This window comes from Candidatus Desulfatibia sp., from assembly GCF_036446775.1.
Taxonomy (GTDB): domain Bacteria; phylum Desulfobacterota; class Desulfobacteria; order Desulfobacterales; family UBA11574; genus Desulfatibia_A.
This window is the reverse complement of sequence record NZ_JAZFTO010000113.1, coordinates 1-20,267: the sequence shown is the minus strand read 5'-3', so window position 1 is coordinate 20,267 and position 20,267 is coordinate 1. Positions and strand designations below refer to the sequence as shown.

Genomic DNA, 20,267 nt, shown 5'->3' with positions numbered 1-20,267 from the left:
ACACTGCCGGGAATTTTAAAGGCATCGCTGGCCATGCCGGATATGCACTGGGGCTATGGGTTTCCCATCGGCGGGGTTGCGGCCTTTGACTGGGAATCAGGTATTATATCTCCGGGCGGAGTCGGCTATGACATAAACTGTGGTGTTCGTCTGGCAACAACCTCACTGACTGAAGAGGATATCAGACCGAAACTTGCAGATCTTGTCAATGCGCTTTTCAGGGGCATCCCTGCGGGTGTTGGCTCCAAGGGTTCTATCAATCTATCAATCAAGGAAGAAAAAAAGGTTCTTAAAATGGGCAGCCGGTGGGCTGTGCGCCAAGGTTTTGGCGAAGAATCGGATTTGGATCACACCGAAGATGGGGGCTGTATGACGAATGCCGACCCGGACGTGATCAGCAAGAGGGCCCTGGAGAGGGGGCGGAAGCAGCTTGGAACCCTGGGTTCCGGGAATCATTTCCTTGAAATCGGTGTGGTTGAAGCTGTTTATGAGCCCGAGGCTGCCCGCGTTTTCGGGCTGTTTGAGGGCCAGGTAACCCTGATGATTCATTCGGGTTCAAGGGGCTTGGGGTACCAGATTTGCGACGATTCTCTGGCCTTCATGTCGAAACATGTCAAGAAATTAGGGTTTGATTTGCCGGATCGACAGCTGGCCTGCGCCATGATTCAGTCAGAGGCGGGTCGGCGCTATTATAATGCCATGGCCTGTGCCGCCAATTATGCCTGGGCCAACCGGCAGATTATGATGCACATGTCCCGCGAGATTTTTTTAAGAGCGCTTGGTATCGGTCCCAGAGACCTTAATATGCAGCTGGTTTACGATGTGTGTCACAACATCGCTAAACAAGAAGAGCATGTTATCGATGGCAAAAGGCAGATAGTCTGTGTTCACAGAAAAGGAGCGACCAGATCTTTCCCGCCGGAACACGATGCGTTGAATGATGAATATCGCCGGGTGGGACAGCCGGTTATCATACCGGGAGACATGGGCACGGCTTCTTATGTTCTGGTCGGCACCCAAAAAGCCATGGAAGAGACTTTCGGCTCGACCTGTCATGGTGCCGGGCGTGTTTTGAGCCGCAAAGCTGCCAAAAAGGCCAGTAAGGGCCGGGCCATTCATCGAGAACTAGAGAACAAGGGAATCCTGGTTAAGTGGACCGGCAGATCCACTCTGGCAGAAGAAATGCCTGAAGCCTACAAGGATGTCTCTCAAGTTGTTGAGGTGGTTCATGGTGCGGGGATCTCGTTAAAGGTGGCAAAATTGCGACCTATAGGGGTGGTAAAAGGCTAACCCGCATTGCTCATGCCTCTTTATAATAGCGGGTTTTTATTCGACATGTTCTCAAGCACTTGGTTGACTTGAGCAGCGTTCATGGCGCCCATATCGAGCAAAATCTCCCCGATTAGTCTGTGCTTTTTTGCCGCTACATTCTCATCAAACTGAGCCTCTAAAGCTTTGGAAACTTGCTCTGGTGTAGCAAATCCTTTTTTTACCGCCATAAAGCCAAACCTATACGTAAGATATTCATTACCCATCTTAGCCTCCGGTTATTGTTTCTATGATCCCCGTATAGACAAGCTCGTCATGGGAATCTTGATTTTTTTGATCTTTTTCTTTTGTTGCAGGAATACATTTTTTCAATCTTTTAATTTCTTGTTGGGCTTCAATCAGATTTTCATTGGATAAACGTAAGCGAATTGATATATACTCAGCCATAATTTTATATAATAATGTTAATAAGCTTGCGGCTTCATCATCAGATTCAAGCCTATGCTTTGCGGCTGTGTCAACCGCCAGACAGGTTGTGTTGCCTTCCGCGTGTATGGATGTTGATCTGCTTAACCCATCTATCATTCTCATTTCACCAAAAACTTCACCCGCATTATCAATAGTGCAAATAAGAACCCCATTTTTTGAAATTCGTATTTTGCCTGAAAGTAGAAAATAAAGCCATCGATCCGTGGCACCTTCCTGAATGATAATTTCTCCGTCCGCATATTGTCTTATTTTGCTCAGTTTCAACAGCTTGGCGAGATCCGTGGTTTCAAAACTCTTTAAAGCCGGGATTGTGCAAAGCTGCCGAATGTTTTTTATATCATCTTTCAAGTATTTCGATTCAATCATGATACTTTTTACACTCCCAAACCAACACCCAGCCTTTTAGGTTTTAGTCTTGCTCCGGGCAAAAACTTTTTCCCGGAAAGAATCAGTATAATTTCTCGCCCTAATTGATCGAAAGTCTATGATTCCATGTGCCTTAATCTTGCTTATGGTCAACCAGGGAATAATTATAGGGCTTTAAATAATATATCGACATTACAAAAAAATACTTTAGTTTGATAATTTCTTGCAGCGTATTACAGAGAGTTTCAATTTTTGGTGGGTGTATTAGAAGCAAAGTCCAAGGCAGGCAGGTTGATGATCTTTAGGCTTAAAAAGAAAATTTTTGTGGGGCGGGGTGATGCCGGGCTTGTTCGCCGGCCGGCTCGGCCGGGTTAGGGTGTTGCTGCACGACCAGTTTGTTTTGGGAAAGGGCGGGGTCCGGTATAATGCGAATATGCTTGATTTGAAATTTTCTTTTTAGAATTTCAATGTTTTGATTGTTCAAGCCTCTCATTTTAGAGATATTGCGCGGATGAACTTTTAGAGTAATGGTGTCATGGTTGCTTTTTTCAGACTTTATGGCAGCCGCGGCCCTGTCCAGAAAGATCTCTGAATGAACCAGATGTCCGAAGGCCGGATGATAGGGGCCGGCCAGAATTGTTGATCCTTCTGCCAAGTCTCCCGAAACCTGAAGCCCCATGCGGATGACCGGAATTTTATTGTTTATAAACATAAGATAAAGATTTTTCACAATAATTACACATCGTTCTAGAGGCCAGGGTGTGTATTCTCCTTGCCGATACAATGCAGCCAGAGGGCTGTTTTCCAGCACGGCCGTAGGATAAATTCTTACAAAATCAGGGCCAAGACCAGCCATTCTGCGGCCCGTGGCAAGAGATTTGGTTTCATCATCACCGGGCAAGCCCACCATCATCTGCAGGCCGATTTCATATTTGTGAGCCTGGAGGAGCTCCACCGCCTTTTCGGTGTCAAGAGCGGTGTGTCCCCGGTTGGCAGCGGCCAGCACCTGGTCGTCCATGGATTGGACGCCCAGCTCTATGGTTGCAACCGGATACTGTTTGATGACATCCAGCCGCTGAATGTCGATGGTGTCCGGTCTGGTAGAGAACCGGATGCTGTCGATCAGTCCGTCCTTGACGAACCTGGCGGCTTCGTGCAGCAGGCGCATGATATCATCTGTTTTCAGCCCTAGAAAATTGCCGCCGTAAAAAGCGATCTGAACCGGATGCCTCTGTTTTCCTTTATATTTTATATAGTTATTTATCCACGAGCGCAGTCTTTTAGTGGACGGCAAATTCTTTTTGACACTGGTTATCGCAATCTGGTTACAGAAAAGGCAGCGGTGCGGACACCCTTGGTGGGGTAAAAACACAGGAATGATAAATGGACGGGTGCGACTCGACTGAGCTCGCCGAAGTCCGGATGCTGGATGCTGGATGCTGGATTTCTGGATACTACTTGGCGGGACACTTTGTCCGGCATCCTTTAGAATGTAGTTTTTCATGCAAATCTTTAATGATGTTTTTAAGATTTTCAAGTATCAAGAAACAAGCATCCAGTATCAAGTGCCGGCTTTTAACATTTCAAGAGCCTGGCGCGCAGCATCCTGTTCAGCGGTCTTTTTGCTTTTTCCAACGCCTTCAGCATGGAGCTGTTGCAGTTGCAGCCGCACCCGGAAGGTCTTATCGTGATCCGGTCCGCTTTCGTGGATAACGGTATAAATCGGCATCTCTTGTTGTGTTACCTGGACGAATTCCTGAACCTGGCTTTTGTAATCATAGTTTGCCATGGGGGCTGTTACAGATTCAATCAGAGGTGAAAAGTGCCGGTCGATGGTCTTGAATGCGGCATCAAAACCACCATCCAGATATAGGGCCGCCATTACGGCTTCAAAGGCGTCAGCTAATATGGAATTCTTTTCCCGGCCGTTTGTCTGGATTTCTCCCTTGCCAAGTTGCAGATATGAACCAAGGTTGATGCTGCGGGCAATCGTGGCCAGCTGAGCTTCATTCACCAGGTTGGCACGCATCCTGGACAAATCTCCCTCATTAGAGTCCGGATGGCGCTGCATGAGTATGTCTCCTATAACGAGATTTAAAACCGCATCACCCAGGAACTCTAGTCGCTCATTATCCCGCATGCCGGTATCGGCTTGTTCATTTACAAAAGAACTGTGCCTCAGAGATTCGTCTAAAAAGCATGTATTTTTAAATTCATACAAAAGTTTACGCTGCAGTTCAGCATGGTCGGCGTTTAACATTTATAGTCCCTTCGAGGCTTTCGAAAGATGAATGTGACTTTTTACGAATTGATTATAGGCCGACTAGTTTTTCATAGATGGCGTAAGGGATGGAAAGATTTCCTTTCCCCGACCCCATTTGTATTTCCGGCTTTAAAGAACCGTGAAAGTCAGTACCACCTGTCATTAATAAACGGCGACGATTGGCAATCTTGGCATAGTGAGCGGTTTTTTCCGGTGAATGTTCCGGATAATAGACCTCCAGCCCCTGCAGACCCATTTCCATTAAAGTGATAACAAGATCTTCAAGGATTTTATCATTCTGTGTCTGGACAAGAAATGGATGCGCCAGTACCGGAACGCCGCCGGCAGCCAGGATAATTTCGATAGCTTTGGCACAGTCAAGCCGGTATTTATCAACATACGCCGGCTTACCTTGGCTTAAGTATCTGTCAAAGGCCTCATTAATCGATTTTACATAACCTTTTTTTAGCATGACCTGCGCAATGTGAGGTCTTCCAAGTTGACATTCCCCGGCTTCTTTCTGAACCTGGGTTAAGGTAATGTTGAGGCCCAGTTCGTTGAGGATCTTTAAAATGCGCGGATTACGGTTTTTTCTGGCCCGCTGAAGCTCACTACAGGTATGATTCAAAAGGGTATTGTCAGGGTCGATGGAATAGCCCAGAAAATGAAAACTTCCCAGATTAGAAAAAGTCGGCGGCGGCAGGACGCTGATTTCAACACCGGGTAAAAATTTTAAAGAAGGAGGAATCCCCTGCGCAAGTGCCTCCTTTACGCCGGCCATGGTGTCATGATCTGTAATGGCAATAGCTCCAAGGTTAAGTTGGTGAGCTAAGCGGAGGATTTCTAAGGGCGATAGAGTTCCATCTGAAGCGGTAGAGTGTATGTGAAGGTCGATTTTCAGATTTTCTTTATAATCCAAGGGCTTTCTCAAAAGCCTCTTCTTTGGTTTTGCAGTCAATACATTGAGTGGTTACAGGCCTTGCTTTAAGGCGTTTTATTGAAATATCATCATCGCATTTTTCACAGCGTCCGAAAGTCTGGTTTTCAATGCGCTCAAGAGCTTGCTTAATCTTTTTGATCAGCTTGCTCTCACGGCCCCTTATCCGCAGCATAAAATTACGGTCAGATTCTAAGGAAGCCCGGTCGGTCGGGTCCGGAAAATTCTCTTTGGGAGCGGTCATGCCTGAGACAGTATCACCGGCCTGGGCTAAAAGCTCTGCCAGGCGGTTAGTTAGAAATTCTTTAAAGTATTTGATATCTTTCTTTTTCATGATCAGATCTTTAACAGCTATTATAGCTCATCTATTTTTACTGAAGCGATAATATTACATCACAAGAATCGCTATGTAAAGAAAAAGATGCAAGTCAGGTGGTTTCTTTAAAAAATTGTTCCAGACGCCGCATGCTGCTGATGTTATAAATTTTGCAAGGATAATCCTTGGGCAAAATCTTCTTTAATAAACCGGCCAGTACCCTGCCCGGACCGACTTCGACAAAGTATTCCACCCGACCCTCTATCAGCTTACACATGGCATCATACCATTTGACGGGGCGGCAAAGTTGCTGGGCCATTAGCGTTTTAATTTCATCGGGATTGTCAGCATAATCGCCCGTAACGTTCATAATAACGGGCCTTTGCGGAGCGCTAAACGCAAACGTGTTCAGAAAATCTGTGAATTCATCTTGGGCGCCTTTAATCAAATCGCTGTGCCAGGCTCCGCTCACTTTTAAAGGTATGGCTCGCGCGCCTTGTGATACTGCCAGCGATGCAGCTTTCTTGACCGGATCCGGTGCACCTGTAATAACAATCTGACGCTCGGCGTTGTGGTTGGCTACGGCAATGACACCGTCCGGTTGAGCCTCGACGACTAGCTGTCGAACAGTATCGATGGGCAGCCCGACAATAGCCTGCATAACTCCTAGATGTCTGGTCGATTCCCGATGCATGAGCCGGCCTCTTTGGTCGACAAGCTTGATCGTATCCAGCTTTGAAACAACGCCGGATGCACATAAGGCACTGTATTCGCCTAAACTGTGCCCGGCGGTTATATCAGGTTTTATACCTTCTTTTTCAAGGGCGGCCAGACCGGCAAGATTAACTGCCGTGATGGCCGGCTGCAGGTTGACTGTTGCGGTAAGATCTTCGAGGGGCCCATTAAAGCACAGCTTCGAGAGGTTTATCTTGGTAATTTCTTCTGCCATGTCGAAAATTTCTCTAACAAAATCGTATTCCTGGTAAAAGTCCCGGCCCATACCAACAGCCTGAGATCCCTGGCCGGGAAATAAAAACACGGTTTTTTTCAAGGCAGCCTCCCATTTCAAGTTATAGGTGAGCAGTCCCAAGTGAGGATGTTTTTAACCCGCAACTCGCAACCCGTAACCCGTAACAGCTTTTCAATTTATTCATCCAGTCCAAAAAGTTTCCTTGTGATATCAAGGTATTCATGTCTTTCCCCATGGCTTTCATTGCTTTTAAGCAAGCGGGTCGGGTCATGCAGGATTTTATTGATCATGGCGTTCGCCATCCTTGTAATAGCCTGGCGATCTTGATCCGACAAATGGCTCAAAGACTGCAGGGTTTTTTTGATTTCCGTTTTTGCAATGGAATCCATTTTGTCCCTCAATGCGACGATAGTGGGAACCACGTCCAGGCTCTCATACCACTGCCGGAAATGAATTACAGACTCATCGACGATTCTTTCCCCTTTAATAGCTTCGCGGTCGCGCTCTTCAATATTTTCTTTGATGATCCCTTGTAAGTCATCGATATCATAAACATAAGAATTGGTCAGCCGATTTATGGCGGGATCGATATCGCGCGGCACGGCAATATCAATAAAGAAAAGAGGGCGGTTGCGCCGGATGCGCATGATTCCTTTGACTTGATCACGGGTGATAATAAAATCAGGTGATCCTGTTGAGCTGATGATAATATCCACAAGCTGAAGGCAATCTATGATTTCTTCAAATCGAACGGCCTGGCCGTTAAATTTTTGAGCCAGCTTTACCCCACGCTCAAAAGTTCTGTTGGCAACCAAGATATCCCCGGGTTTGTTGCGAAGCAGGTGTTCCACGGCCAGTTCAGCCATTTCGCCTGCGCCGATGAGCAGCGCCTTTTTGCCTGCCAGCGAACCGAATATTTTTTTGCCTAATTCGATAGCGGCATAACTTATCGATACGGCATGGTCTCCGATGCCGGTTTCAGAGCGAACACGCTTTGCTACAAAAAAAGTGCGATGCAGCAGTCGGTTTAAAAGAACACCGGAAGTCTTTTTTAAGGTGGCGGTATTATAAGCTTCTTTGATTTGTCCCAGGATCTGTGGTTCTCCCACCATCATTGAGTCGAGACTGGAGGCGACCCTGAAGATATGGCGCACAGCTTCATCACCGCAGAGGGTATAAAGAGCTTTTTCAAATTTAGCTACAGGCAGTTTTTTGGAATCAGACAAGTACGTTTTGGCGGTTTCCGTAGCACTGGTTTTGTTCCCGGTGGCCAGTAAAATTTCTACCCGGTTGCAGGTGGAAATAACCATCACTTCACTGATTGTCGGTGATGCTTTAAATGTTTCCAGGGCGGCAAGGGTCTCTTCATTCGAGAAAGCAAGGCATTCCCGGAGCTCGATTGGTGCTGTTTTGTGATTTATACCTAATAAAACAATCTCATCCATGATGCTTTACCAACGGGTAAATTCTCCGTGATGCCCCTTTAACAGGAAGTTGACACCCAAAAAAGTAAACAAAACGGCTGCAAAGCCGATAATGGCCATAATGGCCGCTCTGCGCCCGCGCCACCCAGCGATAAGGCGCTGATGGAGCAAAGCTGCATACAAAAGCCAGGTTATACCGGACCAGACCTCTTTGGGATCCCAGCTCCAGAATTTGCCCCAGACCGATTTGGCATACACGCCACCGGACACAAGGCCCACAGAGAGCATGGCAAAACCGGCGATAATACACCCATGCCCGGTGGAATCAAGCAGTTCCAAAGAAGGGAGGCGTCTGAAAAAAAAACCGTGCTTTTTGGTCTTGATGGCGTGTTCCTGGACGAGATATAAAAGCCCCACTCCGCAAGCCAGAGCAAATGAGGCTTCGCCGATAAACACCGCGATAATATGACCAATAAACCAGAGGTTGTTATAAATGTTTTCAACCTGCACCGGTTCCTTGGGCAGCCGGGATGCAAGCGCCATGACAAGGGTCAAAAGCGGGGCCGTATATATTCCTAGAATCTTAAGCTTGAATTTGTATTGAAAGACAAGAAAAACGCCGGCAATGGTCCAGCAGGCTAACGAGAGCGTTTCGAAAAGGTTTGTAACGGGAATATGACCGGACTGCATAAACCCGTATGCAAGCGCCACGGTATGCAGCAAAAAACCGGCGGCGAGCAAATAGTAGCCTGTTTGCTGAAGATAGTCTTTTTGCCGGAAAAGATAGCTAAAGTAACCGGCTGTGCTCAACAAGTAAAAAATGGTTGTAATCAGTATAATAATTTCCACTTATGACACCATTTGCGTGCGTTTTTCACGAGGTTCACTCGTGCATTAATGATTTGAACTGGTACCCTTTACCAAGAGTTTCAAACAGCAAAGCATCGATATCTTCGTATTGATGCGCTTTAATCATATCAACCAGACCACCGTTTATCAGCTGTTCAAAAAGATGCTTATGGGCCTTCGGCCGGTGGTCTTGGCGCAACAGTTTTTTGCGGACAGCGCCCATTAATTTTAGAAACTCGGCATGTTCGTTTCCGAAAACCTTTTCGAGATCCTTGCGCAGTTTTTTTGCAAAAGCAGGGCTTTGACCTGAAGTAGAGATAGCAATGATCAGATCCCCGCGGTTTACAATCGAAGGCAGAATAAAATTGCACACTTCAGGTCGATCCGCTACATTGCACAGCATGCCAAGGCTTTCGGCCTCTGTATGAATTTGCCGGTTCAACTCCTGGTTGTCAGTTGCACTGCAAACCAGGAACATGTTAGCCAGATCGGAAGATCGGAAAAAACGTTTTTTCAGTATTATTGAACCGTTATTAGCCAGTTCCTGCAAGCGTGCGCTTGCGGCCGGGCTGACGACGGTTACATGGGCCCCGCAGTTCAAAAGGGTGATTACCTTGCGCGTGCCGACAGAGCCCCCTCCCACCACTAAACAGGTGCGATTTTGTATGTCAAGACAGATTGGATAGTAGCGCATGCAACCTCAGAAGAAACAATGAAACTGGACCAAGTTTTCTCTGGCCCCAAAAAAGCATTTTCATATCAAAATAGCCACCCTAATCAAAAAACACAAGCAATATTCACGACATATTTGTTGTGTATATACGGCAAAAAGGCAACAAAATAGACTTTTGACCCCATGGGTTTGCTGACAGGAACAACTCGATCTTCAGCATTTTATTGCCGGACAGAATTTTGATGGTTTCTTCAAAAACTCCCCCAAAGATATCTCCTGTAAAAAAACACACAACGCAAAACCAACAACCCGCATCAAGGCTCATCGAGCCGTTCCTCAAGCCCCTTGGCAGACGTAGCTTCAGCGTAGGCGGCCAAGTACTTGCAGGGCGCTCCTCCACCAGCGCCACAGGCGCTACACTATACTAAGCATTGATATTTTTGATTTTTTCGTTTATGGTCAGGCAATAAAATCGTGTTACGATTTTATTCCAATAGCGGCAAAATGATTTTACGGCAAAGAGCAACAAAATAGAGAATAGCTAAATTGTACGACCCGGATTTTCACAATAATGCGACAACTTTTTCACTTTTACCGTATTTTTCAATTCAATATAAGCCGTAATTGTATTATTTTCTTAATAATATTAAAATGTTTCAAAATTTACCCAAAAAGTGCTATACGGCCCAAAAGCCGCATATCAGATACTATACGGCCTTTTAGCCGTATTTCACATTTCAATATGAAACACCTGTTGTAGCTAAGACACTGTATTGTTGATATTTATTAATTTTACAGCGGCCATTTGTCGTAATTAACTACGGCTATTAGGCCGTCTACTCTATGTTATAATCTGAAAAATGATAGAAATTGTTGAAGCAAATACAGATGATTTAATTGCAAAAGCAAAGGAGCTATTTCAAGAATATGCTGAATCATTAGGATTTGACTTATGCTTTCAAAACTTTGATCAAGAGCTGGCTGATTTTCCCGGTCAATATTCTCCACCTGTGGGGCGTCTATTTTTAGCTTTATCAGAAAATTAGCCTATAGGCTGTGTTGGCCTCCGATCTTTCGAAAAAGGCGTTTGTGAGATGAAGCGGCTATACGTGAGACCGGATTTCAGGGGAAAAAAGGCAGGCAGGCTGTTGGCGGAAGCTACTATCAAAGCAGGCAAAGTCGCAAATGGGGGTCAGGCCACGCTAACTGCCTGAATATTTGGAAAGAGAGCTCTAAAAATAGTCATTTTTTGGTCTTAAACATACCATTCTGGGTGCAAAATTGCAGGGCTAAGGATTTTTTTTGAAGCATGATTTAGCTTAAAAGGTTCTTTTGGGGATCAAAATGAGTCGTTTAAGACGATTTTAGGGCCTATTTTAGGCTTCTTTTACTGTTATTAGAGCCTGTTACCGTGGCCCGACCCCAGATGAGCCCAGATGAGGCAGATGACCAGATGACGGTAGATATGCTACAGCATCGCCCCTGAGCCTTGCAATTGAGCGCCTTAGTTGCATGGAATTTCCGGGCCAGCCATTCTGTTAAAGCCGGAATGTTCTTTGCATTGGAGCAAAACAAAAAAGAACATCGTTTCTGGAAAGGTATTCTTGAAAATGCAGGCTGAAGCTATTTGGCTATAATTCGATTTTCATGAGGTCCTCTGCCAGAATCAGCGGACCGGTATAGGTTTTACGGCATTGTTTTTCAATATCGGCATGCTCGCATTCGGGATAAAAGTGGGTCAGGATCAGTTTGCCGACATTGGCTCGGGTTGCTATTTCTCCGGCCAGAGACGGCGTCAGATGTCCTTGAACTTTGAGGTCGTCGGGGTTGGCCGCTTCACAGATCAGCAGATCCGCATCTTTGGAAAGCGCCACAAGGTTCTCGGAAAAATCCGTGTCGCCCGAATAGACGACCGTTTTTCCACCATCGCTGGTAATTCTGTAAGCGATACTGCCATCAATGTGTTCCACGGGGCTTGATTTAACTGTAAAATCATTGAAACTACAAGTATCGTCAGCGCTTTTGTCTAGCTCGACAATGCTGAATAGTTCCGGTTCGAGTTCTATCCAGCTTCCATAAACTTTTTTGAGGCCCTTATAAAAGGTCGAAAAACCCTCAGCAGCCACGAAGGTAATCGGGATTTGCCGACGGGCCGTACCCGAGTATTTGTTGGCAAACAGGAATGAAACCAGCTCACCGGTATGGTCCGGATGCAAGTGGCTGTAAAAAATATGCGAAATATCGAAAATCGTTGTTCCGGCTTCAAGCAGTCGTCGCATTGTGCCGGCACCGGAATCAAACAGCAGCAGATTGTCGTTAATTTGCATAAGTAACGCACACGAACTGCGCCGCAGGGAAGGGACGCATGAGCCCGAACCTAAGATGGTCACGATTATTTCGACACTTTGAGAAGTCATGGTTGATTCTGCTATTCCCCAAAACTATGTTTTGCCGGCTCTTTTTTCTACCTGCCTGATAATCCACTGCAGCACTTTTTTTTCATCCTGGTGGTCAACCAGCGGCTTTAAGTCTGCAATGGGAATCTCGGCACGCGCCATGCTTTTATGGCCGCCGCCGGAGCCGAGCAGGCCAAAGCTCTGTTGGGCCAATCTCCCGGCGTTTTTGCGAACCCCGTCGTTTCTGAAAACTAGAATCAGAGCTTTGTTATAAAAACCGGATACGATGCTCCAGCTGACAGAATCGATCCGCATGAAAAAGTCTGCGATAAGCACACATACATCCGGGTTTATTACCGGACCAAGATGAACAAATATCCTGCCTTTGCGCCTGCGCATATTAGCAAGAGCGATTTTAAAATATTTGAGGAAATCGAGCCTAAGCTCCGCCTGCTCGATTTTGCGGACAAGGTGGATATTGGCGTGTCGATAAAGAAACTGAAAGGCCCGTACATCTTCAATCTGCGTTTGCCGTTCAAAGTTACCCGTATCTGTTTTAATGGCATGAAACAGGCCGGTTGCCAACTTGGCCGAAGGTTTGATGCGGGCGGCCCTTAAATACTCGGTCAGTATGCTGGCGGTGGCGCCGTATTTGGGGCGGATATCCAGATAAGGTGCCCGGGCGCCGGTTTCGGGATGATGATCGATAATCACATCCGGATTCAATTTTTTAAAAACTTCATGATGCTCCGGCTGCGAATCGACGATTACAAAGCGGTTGAAGAGACTTACATCGATTTCATCGATGTGAACAAGAGCGACCCCCAGAAGCCGGATCATGGCCAGGTTGTCAGGGCGTTTGATGATGTTGATGTTGGATATGGTTACACTTGAGACTTTGCGCCACAACAATCTTTTAATTGCCTTGGCACTTGCAATGGCATCCGGATCCGCATTAATAACCACCAAAACATGGTCATCGCCCGCAAACTGATCGTAAAAGCGGCGCAATCTTTCAGCAGCAGATATTGTCATATAACGAAAAAAGTTGTTGCGATTTTAAGAATGAGAGACCTTTGAAAAACACTGATTTTTGTTTGAGTTTGACCCCAGAGGAATAGGCCCGCCCGGTGGAATCCTCCGAAGGAGGTCCGCAAGGCGGAATTCCATTGGGCAAGCATTCCACAGGGCAGGCGCACAGAAATCGGGCCTCCGGCTCGTAGAGGCGAGCCTACGCCTCGGAGAGCAAAAAGGGGCGTTTTGCAATAAAGGTCTCAATGATAATCCACCAGTTACGATATATTAGATTATCATTTTATGCAATCAGAAGTTTTTTCGATATATCCAGACAGTTGTGACGCTTTTAAGCGTTCATAAAGCTTTTTGGAGTTATTAATATCATTCATAAAAAAACAGTTTATCTTCTTGACAGTTACGAACAATATCTGCTATCTGGAATCTTCGTTGTTTTAAAAGAAACAGCCCCGCGACGACAAAAATTTAAGCAATTACAATTATTTATGGGACGGCAAGATGCCTGAAAAAAAAAAAAAGGTTTTCGATTATAACAGGGACCGTGCCTGGGCCGAAAACCTTTACGTTGTCACTCAACTCGGTCTTACAATGGCCGGCTGCATCGCTTTTTGTTTTTTTATCGGGCTGTACCTTGACAGATGGTTGGGAACAAAGGGTGTTTTCATAACCATATTTATTATTCTTGGTGTTATTGGTGGCGCCAACGTTGTGTATCGTCAGATTCTGGAGATAACTGAACAGAAAGAAGATGGCAAAACAAATTTCAACAATGGAATCGATTAGACAAACTCAGAAAAAATACTGCTCGAGAGCCATTACGGCGGCAATTTTTGCAGGCTTTTTTTTTATCCTGGCCGGCCAAAGCCCTCTTGGCAAGGGTTTGATTCTGGGGACGGTTTTCAGCATTGTAAATTTTATTTTAATGGGAGAGGCGATTCCACATAAGATAGGCAAGACAAAAGGAAAAATCTTTTCTCTATCCCTGGCCTCAATAGCAGTCAGATTTTTTTTGTTGGCGATACCGATTATTTTGGCCATAAAGTTTGAACAGTTTAATCTGTTTTCTTCAATAGTAGGGATCTTTATGATCCAGTTGGTGATATTTGCTGATCATGCCTTAACTATAATCTCGTCAATCCGCGAAAAACAGGTATAGAGCACCATCTATTATGAAAGAGCTAGGCAAACTGCATCAGTTGATCATCTCTTTTATGGGATATAAAATAGCCTTCAATCTTGAAGTTATAGCGATGACATGGATTGTCATTACGGTGCTGATTTTTTTTGGTTTTATGGCCAGCAAAAAAAGAGCGTTGCTCCCCGGGCCTCTGCAGGTTTTGGGGGAATTACTTGTATCAGCGCTTTACAAACTGACCGAAGATGCCCTGGACGAAGAAATGGCAAAAACATATGGACCTCTTATCATAGCACTATTTATGTTTCTGCTACTTAGTAACTGGTTGGGGATAATTCCTCACCTTGGTGAGCCCACCAAAGATCTTAACACACCCTTGAGTCTCGGAATCATGGGTTTTGTGATTGCCCATCATGCCGGGATAAAGTCAAAGGGCCTAAAGCAGTATCTTAAGGAATACTGCGAGCCGGTCTTTTTCATGGCGCCGCTGAATGTGATCGGGGAATTTGCAAAGATCGTTTCCATCTCCTTTCGTCTATTTGGCAACATCATGGGCGGTGCGATCATCATACTTGTTGTATCCTATCTGACGTACAGCATTATTGTCCCACCGTTTCTGTCTTTTTTCTTTGGGTGTTTCGTAGGAACCGTTCAGGCCTTTGTGTTCACCATGCTTACAGTCGTTTATATTTCAGTGCAGGTAAAATAACATATGGAATTTGAAGCTCAAACACTTGTAAGTATAGCTGCTTATGTTGGCGGCGGTTTTTGCATGGGGGTCGGCGCCGTCGGTGCGGCCATTGGTGAGGGGTATACCGCCGCGGAAGCCAATTTAGCTATATCACGAAACCCGAAAATTTCCGGTGATATTTTTAAATCCATGTTGGTGGGACAGGCCATAGCCGAGTCAGCCTCCATCTTTGCCCTTGTAATTGCCATCCTGCTCCTGTTTTTGGATGTATCCGTAATCAGCCTTTTAAAGGCGGCGGCCCTTTTGGGTGCGGGTATCAGCATGGGTTTTGGGGCCGTCGGTTCAGGAGTGGGATCGGGATTGCCGGGGGGACAGGCCTGCAAGGGAATATCCAGACAACCGGCCATGAAGGGACGCTTGATGACCAACATGCTCATTGGGTCGGCCGTATGCCAGACGCCGGCCATATTTGCCATGGTAGTGGCACTGATACTCATGTTTATAGATTTTGGAAATGCGCCCTTAAATCCTACCTGGGCAGCCTTGTTGGGGGCCGGTATCAGCATGGGACTTGCGGCCATTGGTTCCGGATACGGGGGCGGAATGGCAGCCGGGGCAGGCTGTGAAGGCGTATCCCGAAATCCTGAGACCATCCCAAGTGTGACCACCGCCATGCTTGTGGGCCAGGCCGTGTCCCAGACCCCTTCCATCTTCGGTCTGTTGGTAAGTTTTATACTGATGTTCAAAGCATTTCCGGAAACCACGCTTTTGAGTCCTGCCATGGCACTTTTGGGGGCCGGCATCAGCATGGGCTTTGGAGGCATCGGCCCCGGAATAGGCAACGGCATGGCCGCCGAAGGGGCCGTAAAATGGATAGCCAGAAATGTTGAACACCAGGGTGAATTAATGCGCACCATGTTGATCGGGCAGGCTGTTTCTCAATCAACGGCCATTTATGCCATGGTGATAAGCTTAGTCCTGATCTTTGTTGTTTAGTACCTTAATTGTAGGTTTTTCGTTTTTTGTGGCAAAAAAATTATAAAACCATGTGATGTCTTTATGGAAAAGATGCTTGATGCTGGTTTCTGGATGCTGGTCTTTAAAAAAGGGAATTATCCTTATCTTATCCAGTATCAAATATCCAGCATCCAGTATCAGCTTGTTAAAACGATTAACCAATAACGCCTAATCGAGTTTTGACTCGATTAGGGTATTTCTTTAAGGAGGGATATAAAAATGGCAATTGAAGGAGCAGACATTGTTAAAGCAGCAGCGTTTATCGGAGCAGGTATTTCAATGGGCTTCGGAGCCATCGGCCCTGGCGTGGGTGAAGGAATGGCCGCAGCAAAAGCATGTGAGGCGATTGGCAAGAATCCGGCAGAGGCAGGTCTGCTGACCCGAACCATGCTGGTGGGTCAAGCCGTAGCCGAGTCTACCGGAATATATTCACTTGTTATTGCCTTGCTGCTTTTATTCGTTGTGTGATTGCTCAAGCGTATTTATGGAAGACAAATTATGGAAATTGTCAGCACCATAGCCCTTATTAGTATTAACGGGACCTTGCTTGCTCAGCTGATCTCTTTTCTGATCTTTCTGTGGATCATCAACCGCATTATGTTTCGTCCACTGCAGGGTGTCATGGCGGAAAGAAAAAGTTTTGTGGAGACAATCAAGCTGGACACTGCTGAAGCGGCCGCAGACTTTGAACGTCTGACAGATGAGTTGAACGCCAAGGAGTCGGCCGTTCGCAGGGAGGCCGAGGGACTGCGGCAAGAACGTGAAGAATTGGGAAGCCGGGAGGCTGCTGAGATTCGCGGCTCCACCAGACAAGAGATTGCGTTGATTAAAGAAAAAACTGAAATCGAAATTGCCGCTCAGATTGCGGAAGCCGGAAAACATCTGGAGGAAGAATCCGAAGCTCTGGCAATCAGTATCATGGAAAAGGTGCTGGATCGGAGGCTGGTTCCATGAAAAGAGTCCATACGCTGGTTTGGTTGTGCGGTTGCATTCTGGCAGGAGCCTTAGGTCTGCATTATTTAGGAGCGGTGGCCTGGGCCTCTGAAAAGCCTGGGGGCTGGCGACCCATATATGACGAGGTTCTGTTGTGGATTAATTTCGGGATCCTGGTCTTTATTTTTGTCAAATACGGCAAAAAACCGCTTATGAATTTTTTGCTGGGGCAAAAAGAAAAAATCACCCGGGATATAGCACGAATCGAGGAAAAGAAAGCAAAGGCTGTCGATAAGATCAGAGAGATCAACAAAATGCTCGATGAAAGTGACGTTCACTTTACCAGGATAAAAGAGCGGATTATTGAGCAGGGAACAAGGAGAAAACAAGATATTATTGCAGCTGCCCGCCAAGAAAGCCAGTATATGCTGAAAGATGCCAATCGTAGAATTGAAGGTTATATTCTCAAGGCCAGAAATGCGGTCAAGGCGGAACTGGTGGACAAGACCATTGAGCTGGTAATGGAAAGGCTTCCCCAAGAGATTACCGATGCTGACAACGAAAAATTTTTAAACGACTACCTTACCGGTACCCGAGCTGCATAAGTCACTGAGCGATGAAAATTAGCGTAACCGTTCAGAGGTTCAGGGTTCAAAGGTTCAGAGGTTCAAAGGTTTAAAGGTTTAATCAGGTAGAACAATTTGCTTTCCCGGATACGGCACTAAAATCCCAAATTCCAAGCACCAAATTACAAATAAATCCCAAATTCCAATATCCAATGACCGAAACCGATCCAGCCTTTCTTTCTTCAAGATCATAGAAGGGTTTGGAATTTTGAATTTTGGTCATTGTTATTTGTTTGAATTTTGTGATTTGTGATTTGGAATTTAATTTACTCTAGCAATTACAAGTTTAAATGGCGTGACCCTGTTCTGAACCCTGCACTTGGAACCGATCAGTTTATGAGGACCTAAAAACCATCTGCCCGCCTTCTACATCGGCTTCTATCTCGGCACCCTCTGCGATGTTGCCCTGGATAATCTCCATGGAGAGCGGATTTTCGATATATTTTTGCAAGGCGCGCTTTAAAGGACGGGCACCATATATCTGATCGTATCCTTTCTCAGCAAGGAACGTGCGCGCCCGACCTGAAAGCACCAGTTTTATGTTCATTTGCGCCAGCCGGGCTGCCAGTTGTTGCATCTGTATTTCCACGATACCGCCCAGTTGTTCTTGTGTAAGATTCTGAAAAATAATGGTTTCATCAATCCGATTTAAAAATTCCGGCTTGAAATTTGCCCGCAGGGCTTCTGTTATGCGCAGTTCCATCTCTTCACGCCGCGAAGCGCCCAGTTCCTGTATCCACTGACTGCCCACGTTGGATGTCATAATAATGATCGAGTTTTTAAAATCGACCGTTCTCCCGTGGCCGTCTGTCATGCGGCCGTCATCCAGAATTTGAAGCAATACATTAAACACCTCCGGATGCGCTTTTTCAATTTCGTCAAACAGCACCACGGAATACGGCCGTCGGCGCACAGCCTCGGTGAGGTATCCGCCTTCTTCGTAACCCACGTAACCAGGAGGTGCCCCGATAAGGCGTGATACGGTATGCTTTTCCATATATTCCGACATGTCAATTCTGACCATGGCCTGGTCGCTGTCAAAAATAAATTCCGCCAGGGCCTTGGCCAGTTCGGTTTTGCCGACCCCTGTAGGTCCCATGAAAATAAAAGATCCGATGGGCCGGTTGGGATCCTGGAGCCCGCTGCGCGCGCGGCGCACCGCATTTGAGATCGCCGCAATGGCCTCATTTTGCCCAACCACTCGCTTGCTCAGACGATCTTCCATATTGACGAGCTTTTCCCTTTCACCCTCCAGCATTTTGCTTACCGGAATACCGGTCCATTTGGAGATGACTTCGGCAATGTCTTCATCATCGACCTCTTCCTTGAGCATTTTGTTCTTTTCCTGAAGCCGGGCCAGCTTTTCATTGGCTTCGGCCAGGCCTTTTTGAAGTTTTGTGGCCCGGCCGTATCTGATCTCGGCAACTTTTGCCAGATTGCCCTCTCTTTCAGCCTGCTGTTCTTCAATGCCCAGCTGTTCCTGCTGTTCCTTGATTGTTCTGATGGTCTGGATCAAATCCTTTTCATGCTGCCAGTGGGCTTTCATTGCCAGGATTTCGTCCTGCATTCCGCTGATATCTGCATCAAGTTTTGCAAGGCGTTTTTGAGATGCAGCATCGGATTCTTTTTTTAAGGCTTCCCTCTCGATTTCAGCCTGGGTTATCTTGCGCTGGATTTCGTCGATTTCAGCCGGCATGCTGTCGATTTCGATTCTGAGCTTGGAGGCACATTCGTCAATCAAATCAATGGCCTTGTCCGGCAAAAAGCGGTCCGAAATGTAGCGGTTGGAAAGGGCTGCGGCCGCAACAATGGCCGAATCTTTAATCCTGACACCATGGTGCACCTCATATTTTTCTTTAAGTCCCCGCAGGATGGAAACAGTATCCTCAACAGAGGGCTCTGCCACCATAACAGGTTGAAAGCGTCTTTCCAGCGCGGCGTCTTTTTCAATATATTTTCTGTATTCATTTAAGGTGGTTGCCCCCACACACCGCAGGGTTCCTCTGGCCAGCGCAGGCTTTAACATGTTGGATGCATCCATAGCGCCTTCGCTGGCGCCGGCACCGACCAAAGTGTGCAGTTCGTCGATAAAAAGAATGATCTCTCCTTCGGCTTTTTCAATCTCTTTTAAAACCGCCTTTAAACGGTCTTCAAACTCTCCCCTGTATTTGGCACCGGCGATGAGGGCGCCCATATCAAGGGCGACCAGCCGCCTGTTTTTAAGTGTTTCGGATACATCTCCCGCCATAATGCGTTGAGCCAGCCCCTCGACAATGGCGGTTTTGCCGACACCGGGTTCGCCGATGAGGACCGGATTGTTTTTGGTACGCCTTGAAAGGACCTGTACAATGCGCCGGATTTCATCATCCCGGCCGATAACCGGGTCGAGTTTGCCCAGACGGGCAATGTCGGTCAGGTTGTGGCTGAACTTGTCAAGCGCCTGGTATTTTTCTTCGGGATTAGGATCGGTGATGCGCTGGGACCCGCGGATATCCATCAGAACCTTTAAAATCGATTCTCTGTTGATACCATTTTGGACGAGTATTTTACCGGCCTCACCTTCTTTTTGGTCGGCAACGGCCAGCAGTATGTGTTCAATGCTTACATATTCATCCTTCATTTTGGTCGCTTCTTGAAAAGCCGTATCCAGCACGGCTTTTGCCCGGGGAGAAAGATAAACTTCCCCAATGCCGCTGACCTTTGGCAGCCGGTCAATAGCAAGCGACAGCTCCTGGACGACAGCATTTGGTGAAATACCTAATTTACGCAGCATGGCCCCGGCGACCCCTTGTTCTTCATTCAGCATGACCTTTAAAAAATGTTCAGGTTCGATCTGCTGGTTATGATGCTCTGAAGCCAGAGCTTGAGCATTGTGAAT

General features: G+C 46.5%; 24 protein-coding genes. 11 read left to right on the top strand and 13 right to left on the bottom strand.

Annotated features, from left to right (window positions below; all coding sequences use genetic code 11):
- On the top strand, positions 1-1,290 hold a 1,290-nt coding region (locus tag V3S16_RS05525), incomplete at its 5' end, for an RtcB family protein (RefSeq protein ID WP_413883677.1).
- A 20-nt stretch (positions 1,291-1,310) separates the two neighbouring features.
- Here the strand turns inward: V3S16_RS05525 and V3S16_RS05520 are convergent.
- From V3S16_RS05520 to V3S16_RS05475, 10 genes are all read right to left on the bottom strand, one after another.
- Complete coding sequence (locus V3S16_RS05520; RefSeq protein WP_413883676.1) at positions 1,311-1,535, bottom strand: hypothetical protein; 225 nt, start codon at positions 1,533-1,535, stop codon at positions 1,311-1,313.
- 1 nt (position 1,536) lies between these two features.
- Positions 1,537-2,022, bottom strand: coding sequence for a cyclic nucleotide-binding domain-containing protein (locus V3S16_RS05515; protein WP_413883675.1), 486 nt, complete (start codon positions 2,020-2,022; stop codon positions 1,537-1,539).
- A 409-nt stretch (positions 2,023-2,431) separates the two neighbouring features.
- Positions 2,432-3,628: a radical SAM protein gene (locus V3S16_RS05510; RefSeq protein WP_413883674.1), complete on the bottom strand. Its 1,197-nt coding sequence runs from the start codon at positions 3,626-3,628 to the stop codon at positions 2,432-2,434.
- A 57-nt stretch (positions 3,629-3,685) separates the two neighbouring features.
- On the bottom strand, positions 3,686-4,384 hold the full coding sequence (gene rnc / locus V3S16_RS05505; protein ID WP_413883673.1) for a ribonuclease III: 699 nt from the start codon (positions 4,382-4,384) through the stop codon (positions 3,686-3,688).
- A 52-nt stretch (positions 4,385-4,436) separates the two neighbouring features.
- Entirely contained in the window at positions 4,437-5,318 is an 882-nt protein-coding gene (locus V3S16_RS05500) for a PHP domain-containing protein (protein ID WP_413883672.1), read from the bottom strand.
- Positions 5,296-5,658, bottom strand: a complete 363-nt coding sequence (dksA, locus tag V3S16_RS05495; RefSeq protein WP_413883671.1) for an RNA polymerase-binding protein DksA — start codon at positions 5,656-5,658, stop codon at positions 5,296-5,298. The genes V3S16_RS05500 and dksA overlap by 23 nt, the downstream gene beginning before the upstream one ends.
- Before the next feature lie 94 nt (positions 5,659-5,752).
- Entirely contained in the window at positions 5,753-6,691 is a 939-nt protein-coding gene (gene fabD / locus V3S16_RS05490; protein WP_413883670.1) for an ACP S-malonyltransferase, read from the bottom strand.
- Between the two features lie 95 nt (positions 6,692-6,786).
- Positions 6,787-8,055: a glutamyl-tRNA reductase gene (gene hemA / locus V3S16_RS05485; protein ID WP_413883669.1), complete on the bottom strand. Its 1,269-nt coding sequence runs from the start codon at positions 8,053-8,055 to the stop codon at positions 6,787-6,789.
- 6 nt (positions 8,056-8,061) lie between these two features.
- The gene (ccsB, locus tag V3S16_RS05480; protein WP_413883668.1) at positions 8,062-8,883 is read right to left on the bottom strand and encodes a c-type cytochrome biogenesis protein CcsB; all 822 of its coding nucleotides are present in this window, start codon (positions 8,881-8,883) and stop codon (positions 8,062-8,064) included.
- Between the two features lie 34 nt (positions 8,884-8,917).
- Entirely contained in the window at positions 8,918-9,577 is a 660-nt protein-coding gene (locus V3S16_RS05475; protein WP_413883667.1) for a bifunctional precorrin-2 dehydrogenase/sirohydrochlorin ferrochelatase, read from the bottom strand.
- An 839-nt stretch (positions 9,578-10,416) separates the two neighbouring features.
- Between V3S16_RS05475 and V3S16_RS05470 the strand changes: the two genes are divergently transcribed.
- Together V3S16_RS05470 and V3S16_RS05465 are read left to right on the top strand one after the other, a co-directional pair.
- Positions 10,417-10,602 (top strand): hypothetical protein, encoded by a 186-nt coding sequence (locus V3S16_RS05470; RefSeq protein ID WP_413883666.1) that lies wholly within the window; start codon positions 10,417-10,419, stop codon positions 10,600-10,602.
- Positions 10,603-10,605: 3 nt separating this feature from the next.
- The gene (locus V3S16_RS05465) at positions 10,606-10,770 is read left to right on the top strand and encodes a GNAT family N-acetyltransferase (RefSeq protein WP_413883678.1); all 165 of its coding nucleotides are present in this window, start codon (positions 10,606-10,608) and stop codon (positions 10,768-10,770) included.
- Positions 10,771-11,187: 417 nt separating this feature from the next.
- Here V3S16_RS05465 and V3S16_RS05460 read toward each other — a convergent pair whose 3' ends face one another.
- Both V3S16_RS05460 and V3S16_RS05455 read right to left on the bottom strand, forming a co-directional pair.
- Positions 11,188-11,973, bottom strand: a complete 786-nt coding sequence (locus tag V3S16_RS05460) for an MBL fold metallo-hydrolase (protein WP_413883665.1) — start codon at positions 11,971-11,973, stop codon at positions 11,188-11,190.
- A gap of 24 nt (positions 11,974-11,997) precedes the next feature.
- A complete protein-coding gene (locus V3S16_RS05455; protein WP_413883664.1) occupies positions 11,998-12,987 on the bottom strand; it encodes a DHH family phosphoesterase in 990 nt (329 codons plus the stop codon).
- Positions 12,988-13,485: 498 nt separating this feature from the next.
- Here V3S16_RS05455 and V3S16_RS05450 point away from each other — a divergent pair, with 498 nt between their 5' ends.
- The 8 genes from V3S16_RS05450 (at position 13,486) to V3S16_RS05415 (ending at position 17,368) form a co-directional block, all read left to right on the top strand.
- Positions 13,486-13,770, top strand: coding sequence for an AtpZ/AtpI family protein (locus V3S16_RS05450; RefSeq protein ID WP_413883663.1), 285 nt, complete (start codon positions 13,486-13,488; stop codon positions 13,768-13,770).
- Positions 13,736-14,143 (top strand): ATP synthase subunit I, encoded by a 408-nt coding sequence (locus V3S16_RS05445; protein ID WP_413883662.1) that lies wholly within the window; start codon positions 13,736-13,738, stop codon positions 14,141-14,143. The genes V3S16_RS05450 and V3S16_RS05445 overlap by 35 nt, the downstream gene beginning before the upstream one ends.
- 13 nt (positions 14,144-14,156) lie before the next feature.
- Positions 14,157-14,831 carry a F0F1 ATP synthase subunit A gene (atpB, locus tag V3S16_RS05440; protein WP_413883661.1) on the top strand — a complete coding sequence of 225 codons (675 nt, stop codon included), beginning with the start codon at positions 14,157-14,159 and terminating at the stop codon, positions 14,829-14,831.
- Between the two features lie 3 nt (positions 14,832-14,834).
- Positions 14,835-15,809, top strand: a complete 975-nt coding sequence (gene atpE / locus V3S16_RS05435) for an ATP synthase F0 subunit C (protein ID WP_413883660.1) — start codon at positions 14,835-14,837, stop codon at positions 15,807-15,809.
- Between the two features lie 63 nt (positions 15,810-15,872).
- Entirely contained in the window at positions 15,873-15,995 is a 123-nt protein-coding gene (locus V3S16_RS05430) for a hypothetical protein (RefSeq protein WP_413883659.1), read from the top strand.
- Between the two features lie 54 nt (positions 15,996-16,049).
- On the top strand, positions 16,050-16,298 hold the full coding sequence (gene atpE, locus V3S16_RS05425) for an ATP synthase F0 subunit C (RefSeq protein ID WP_413883658.1): 249 nt from the start codon (positions 16,050-16,052) through the stop codon (positions 16,296-16,298).
- Positions 16,299-16,328: 30 nt separating this feature from the next.
- Positions 16,329-16,784, top strand: coding sequence for a hypothetical protein (locus tag V3S16_RS05420; protein ID WP_413883657.1), 456 nt, complete (start codon positions 16,329-16,331; stop codon positions 16,782-16,784).
- Positions 16,781-17,368 carry a hypothetical protein gene (locus V3S16_RS05415; protein ID WP_413883656.1) on the top strand — a complete coding sequence of 196 codons (588 nt, stop codon included), beginning with the start codon at positions 16,781-16,783 and terminating at the stop codon, positions 17,366-17,368. Before V3S16_RS05420 ends, V3S16_RS05415 begins: the two co-directional genes overlap by 4 nt.
- 355 nt (positions 17,369-17,723) lie before the next feature.
- Here V3S16_RS05415 and clpB read toward each other — a convergent pair whose 3' ends face one another.
- Positions 17,724-20,267, bottom strand: coding sequence for an ATP-dependent chaperone ClpB (gene clpB / locus V3S16_RS05410; RefSeq protein WP_413883655.1), 2,544 nt, complete (start codon positions 20,265-20,267; stop codon positions 17,724-17,726).

Excerpts from the sequence above, each read along its gene's own strand:
- V3S16_RS05460 (WP_413883665.1), bottom strand. The coding sequence starts at position 11,973 with ATGACTTCTCAAAGTGTCGAAATAATCGTGACCATCTTAGGTTCGGGC.
- atpE (WP_413883660.1), top strand. The coding sequence starts at position 14,835 with ATGGAATTTGAAGCTCAAACACTTGTAAGTATAGCTGCTTATGTTGGC.
- V3S16_RS05520 (WP_413883676.1), bottom strand. The coding sequence starts at position 1,535 with ATGGGTAATGAATATCTTACGTATAGGTTTGGCTTTATGGCGGTAAAA.
- atpB (WP_413883661.1), top strand. The coding sequence starts at position 14,157 with ATGAAAGAGCTAGGCAAACTGCATCAGTTGATCATCTCTTTTATGGGA.
- V3S16_RS05420 (WP_413883657.1), top strand. The coding sequence starts at position 16,329 with ATGGAAATTGTCAGCACCATAGCCCTTATTAGTATTAACGGGACCTTG.
- V3S16_RS05415 (WP_413883656.1), top strand. The coding sequence starts at position 16,781 with ATGAAAAGAGTCCATACGCTGGTTTGGTTGTGCGGTTGCATTCTGGCA.
- V3S16_RS05470 (WP_413883666.1), top strand. The coding sequence starts at position 10,417 with ATGATAGAAATTGTTGAAGCAAATACAGATGATTTAATTGCAAAAGCA.
- atpE (WP_413883658.1), top strand. The coding sequence starts at position 16,050 with ATGGCAATTGAAGGAGCAGACATTGTTAAAGCAGCAGCGTTTATCGGA.
- dksA (WP_413883671.1), bottom strand. The coding sequence starts at position 5,658 with ATGAAAAAGAAAGATATCAAATACTTTAAAGAATTTCTAACTAACCGC.
- V3S16_RS05450 (WP_413883663.1), top strand. The coding sequence starts at position 13,486 with ATGCCTGAAAAAAAAAAAAAGGTTTTCGATTATAACAGGGACCGTGCC.
- rnc (WP_413883673.1), bottom strand. The coding sequence starts at position 4,384 with ATGTTAAACGCCGACCATGCTGAACTGCAGCGTAAACTTTTGTATGAA.
- V3S16_RS05455 (WP_413883664.1), bottom strand. The coding sequence starts at position 12,987 with ATGACAATATCTGCTGCTGAAAGATTGCGCCGCTTTTACGATCAGTTT.
- V3S16_RS05510 (WP_413883674.1), bottom strand. The coding sequence starts at position 3,628 with ATGAAAAACTACATTCTAAAGGATGCCGGACAAAGTGTCCCGCCAAGT.
- V3S16_RS05445 (WP_413883662.1), top strand. The coding sequence starts at position 13,736 with ATGGCAAAACAAATTTCAACAATGGAATCGATTAGACAAACTCAGAAA.
- hemA (WP_413883669.1), bottom strand. The coding sequence starts at position 8,055 with ATGGATGAGATTGTTTTATTAGGTATAAATCACAAAACAGCACCAATC.
- V3S16_RS05475 (WP_413883667.1), bottom strand. The coding sequence starts at position 9,577 with ATGCGCTACTATCCAATCTGTCTTGACATACAAAATCGCACCTGTTTA.
- V3S16_RS05430 (WP_413883659.1), top strand. The coding sequence starts at position 15,873 with ATGGAAAAGATGCTTGATGCTGGTTTCTGGATGCTGGTCTTTAAAAAA.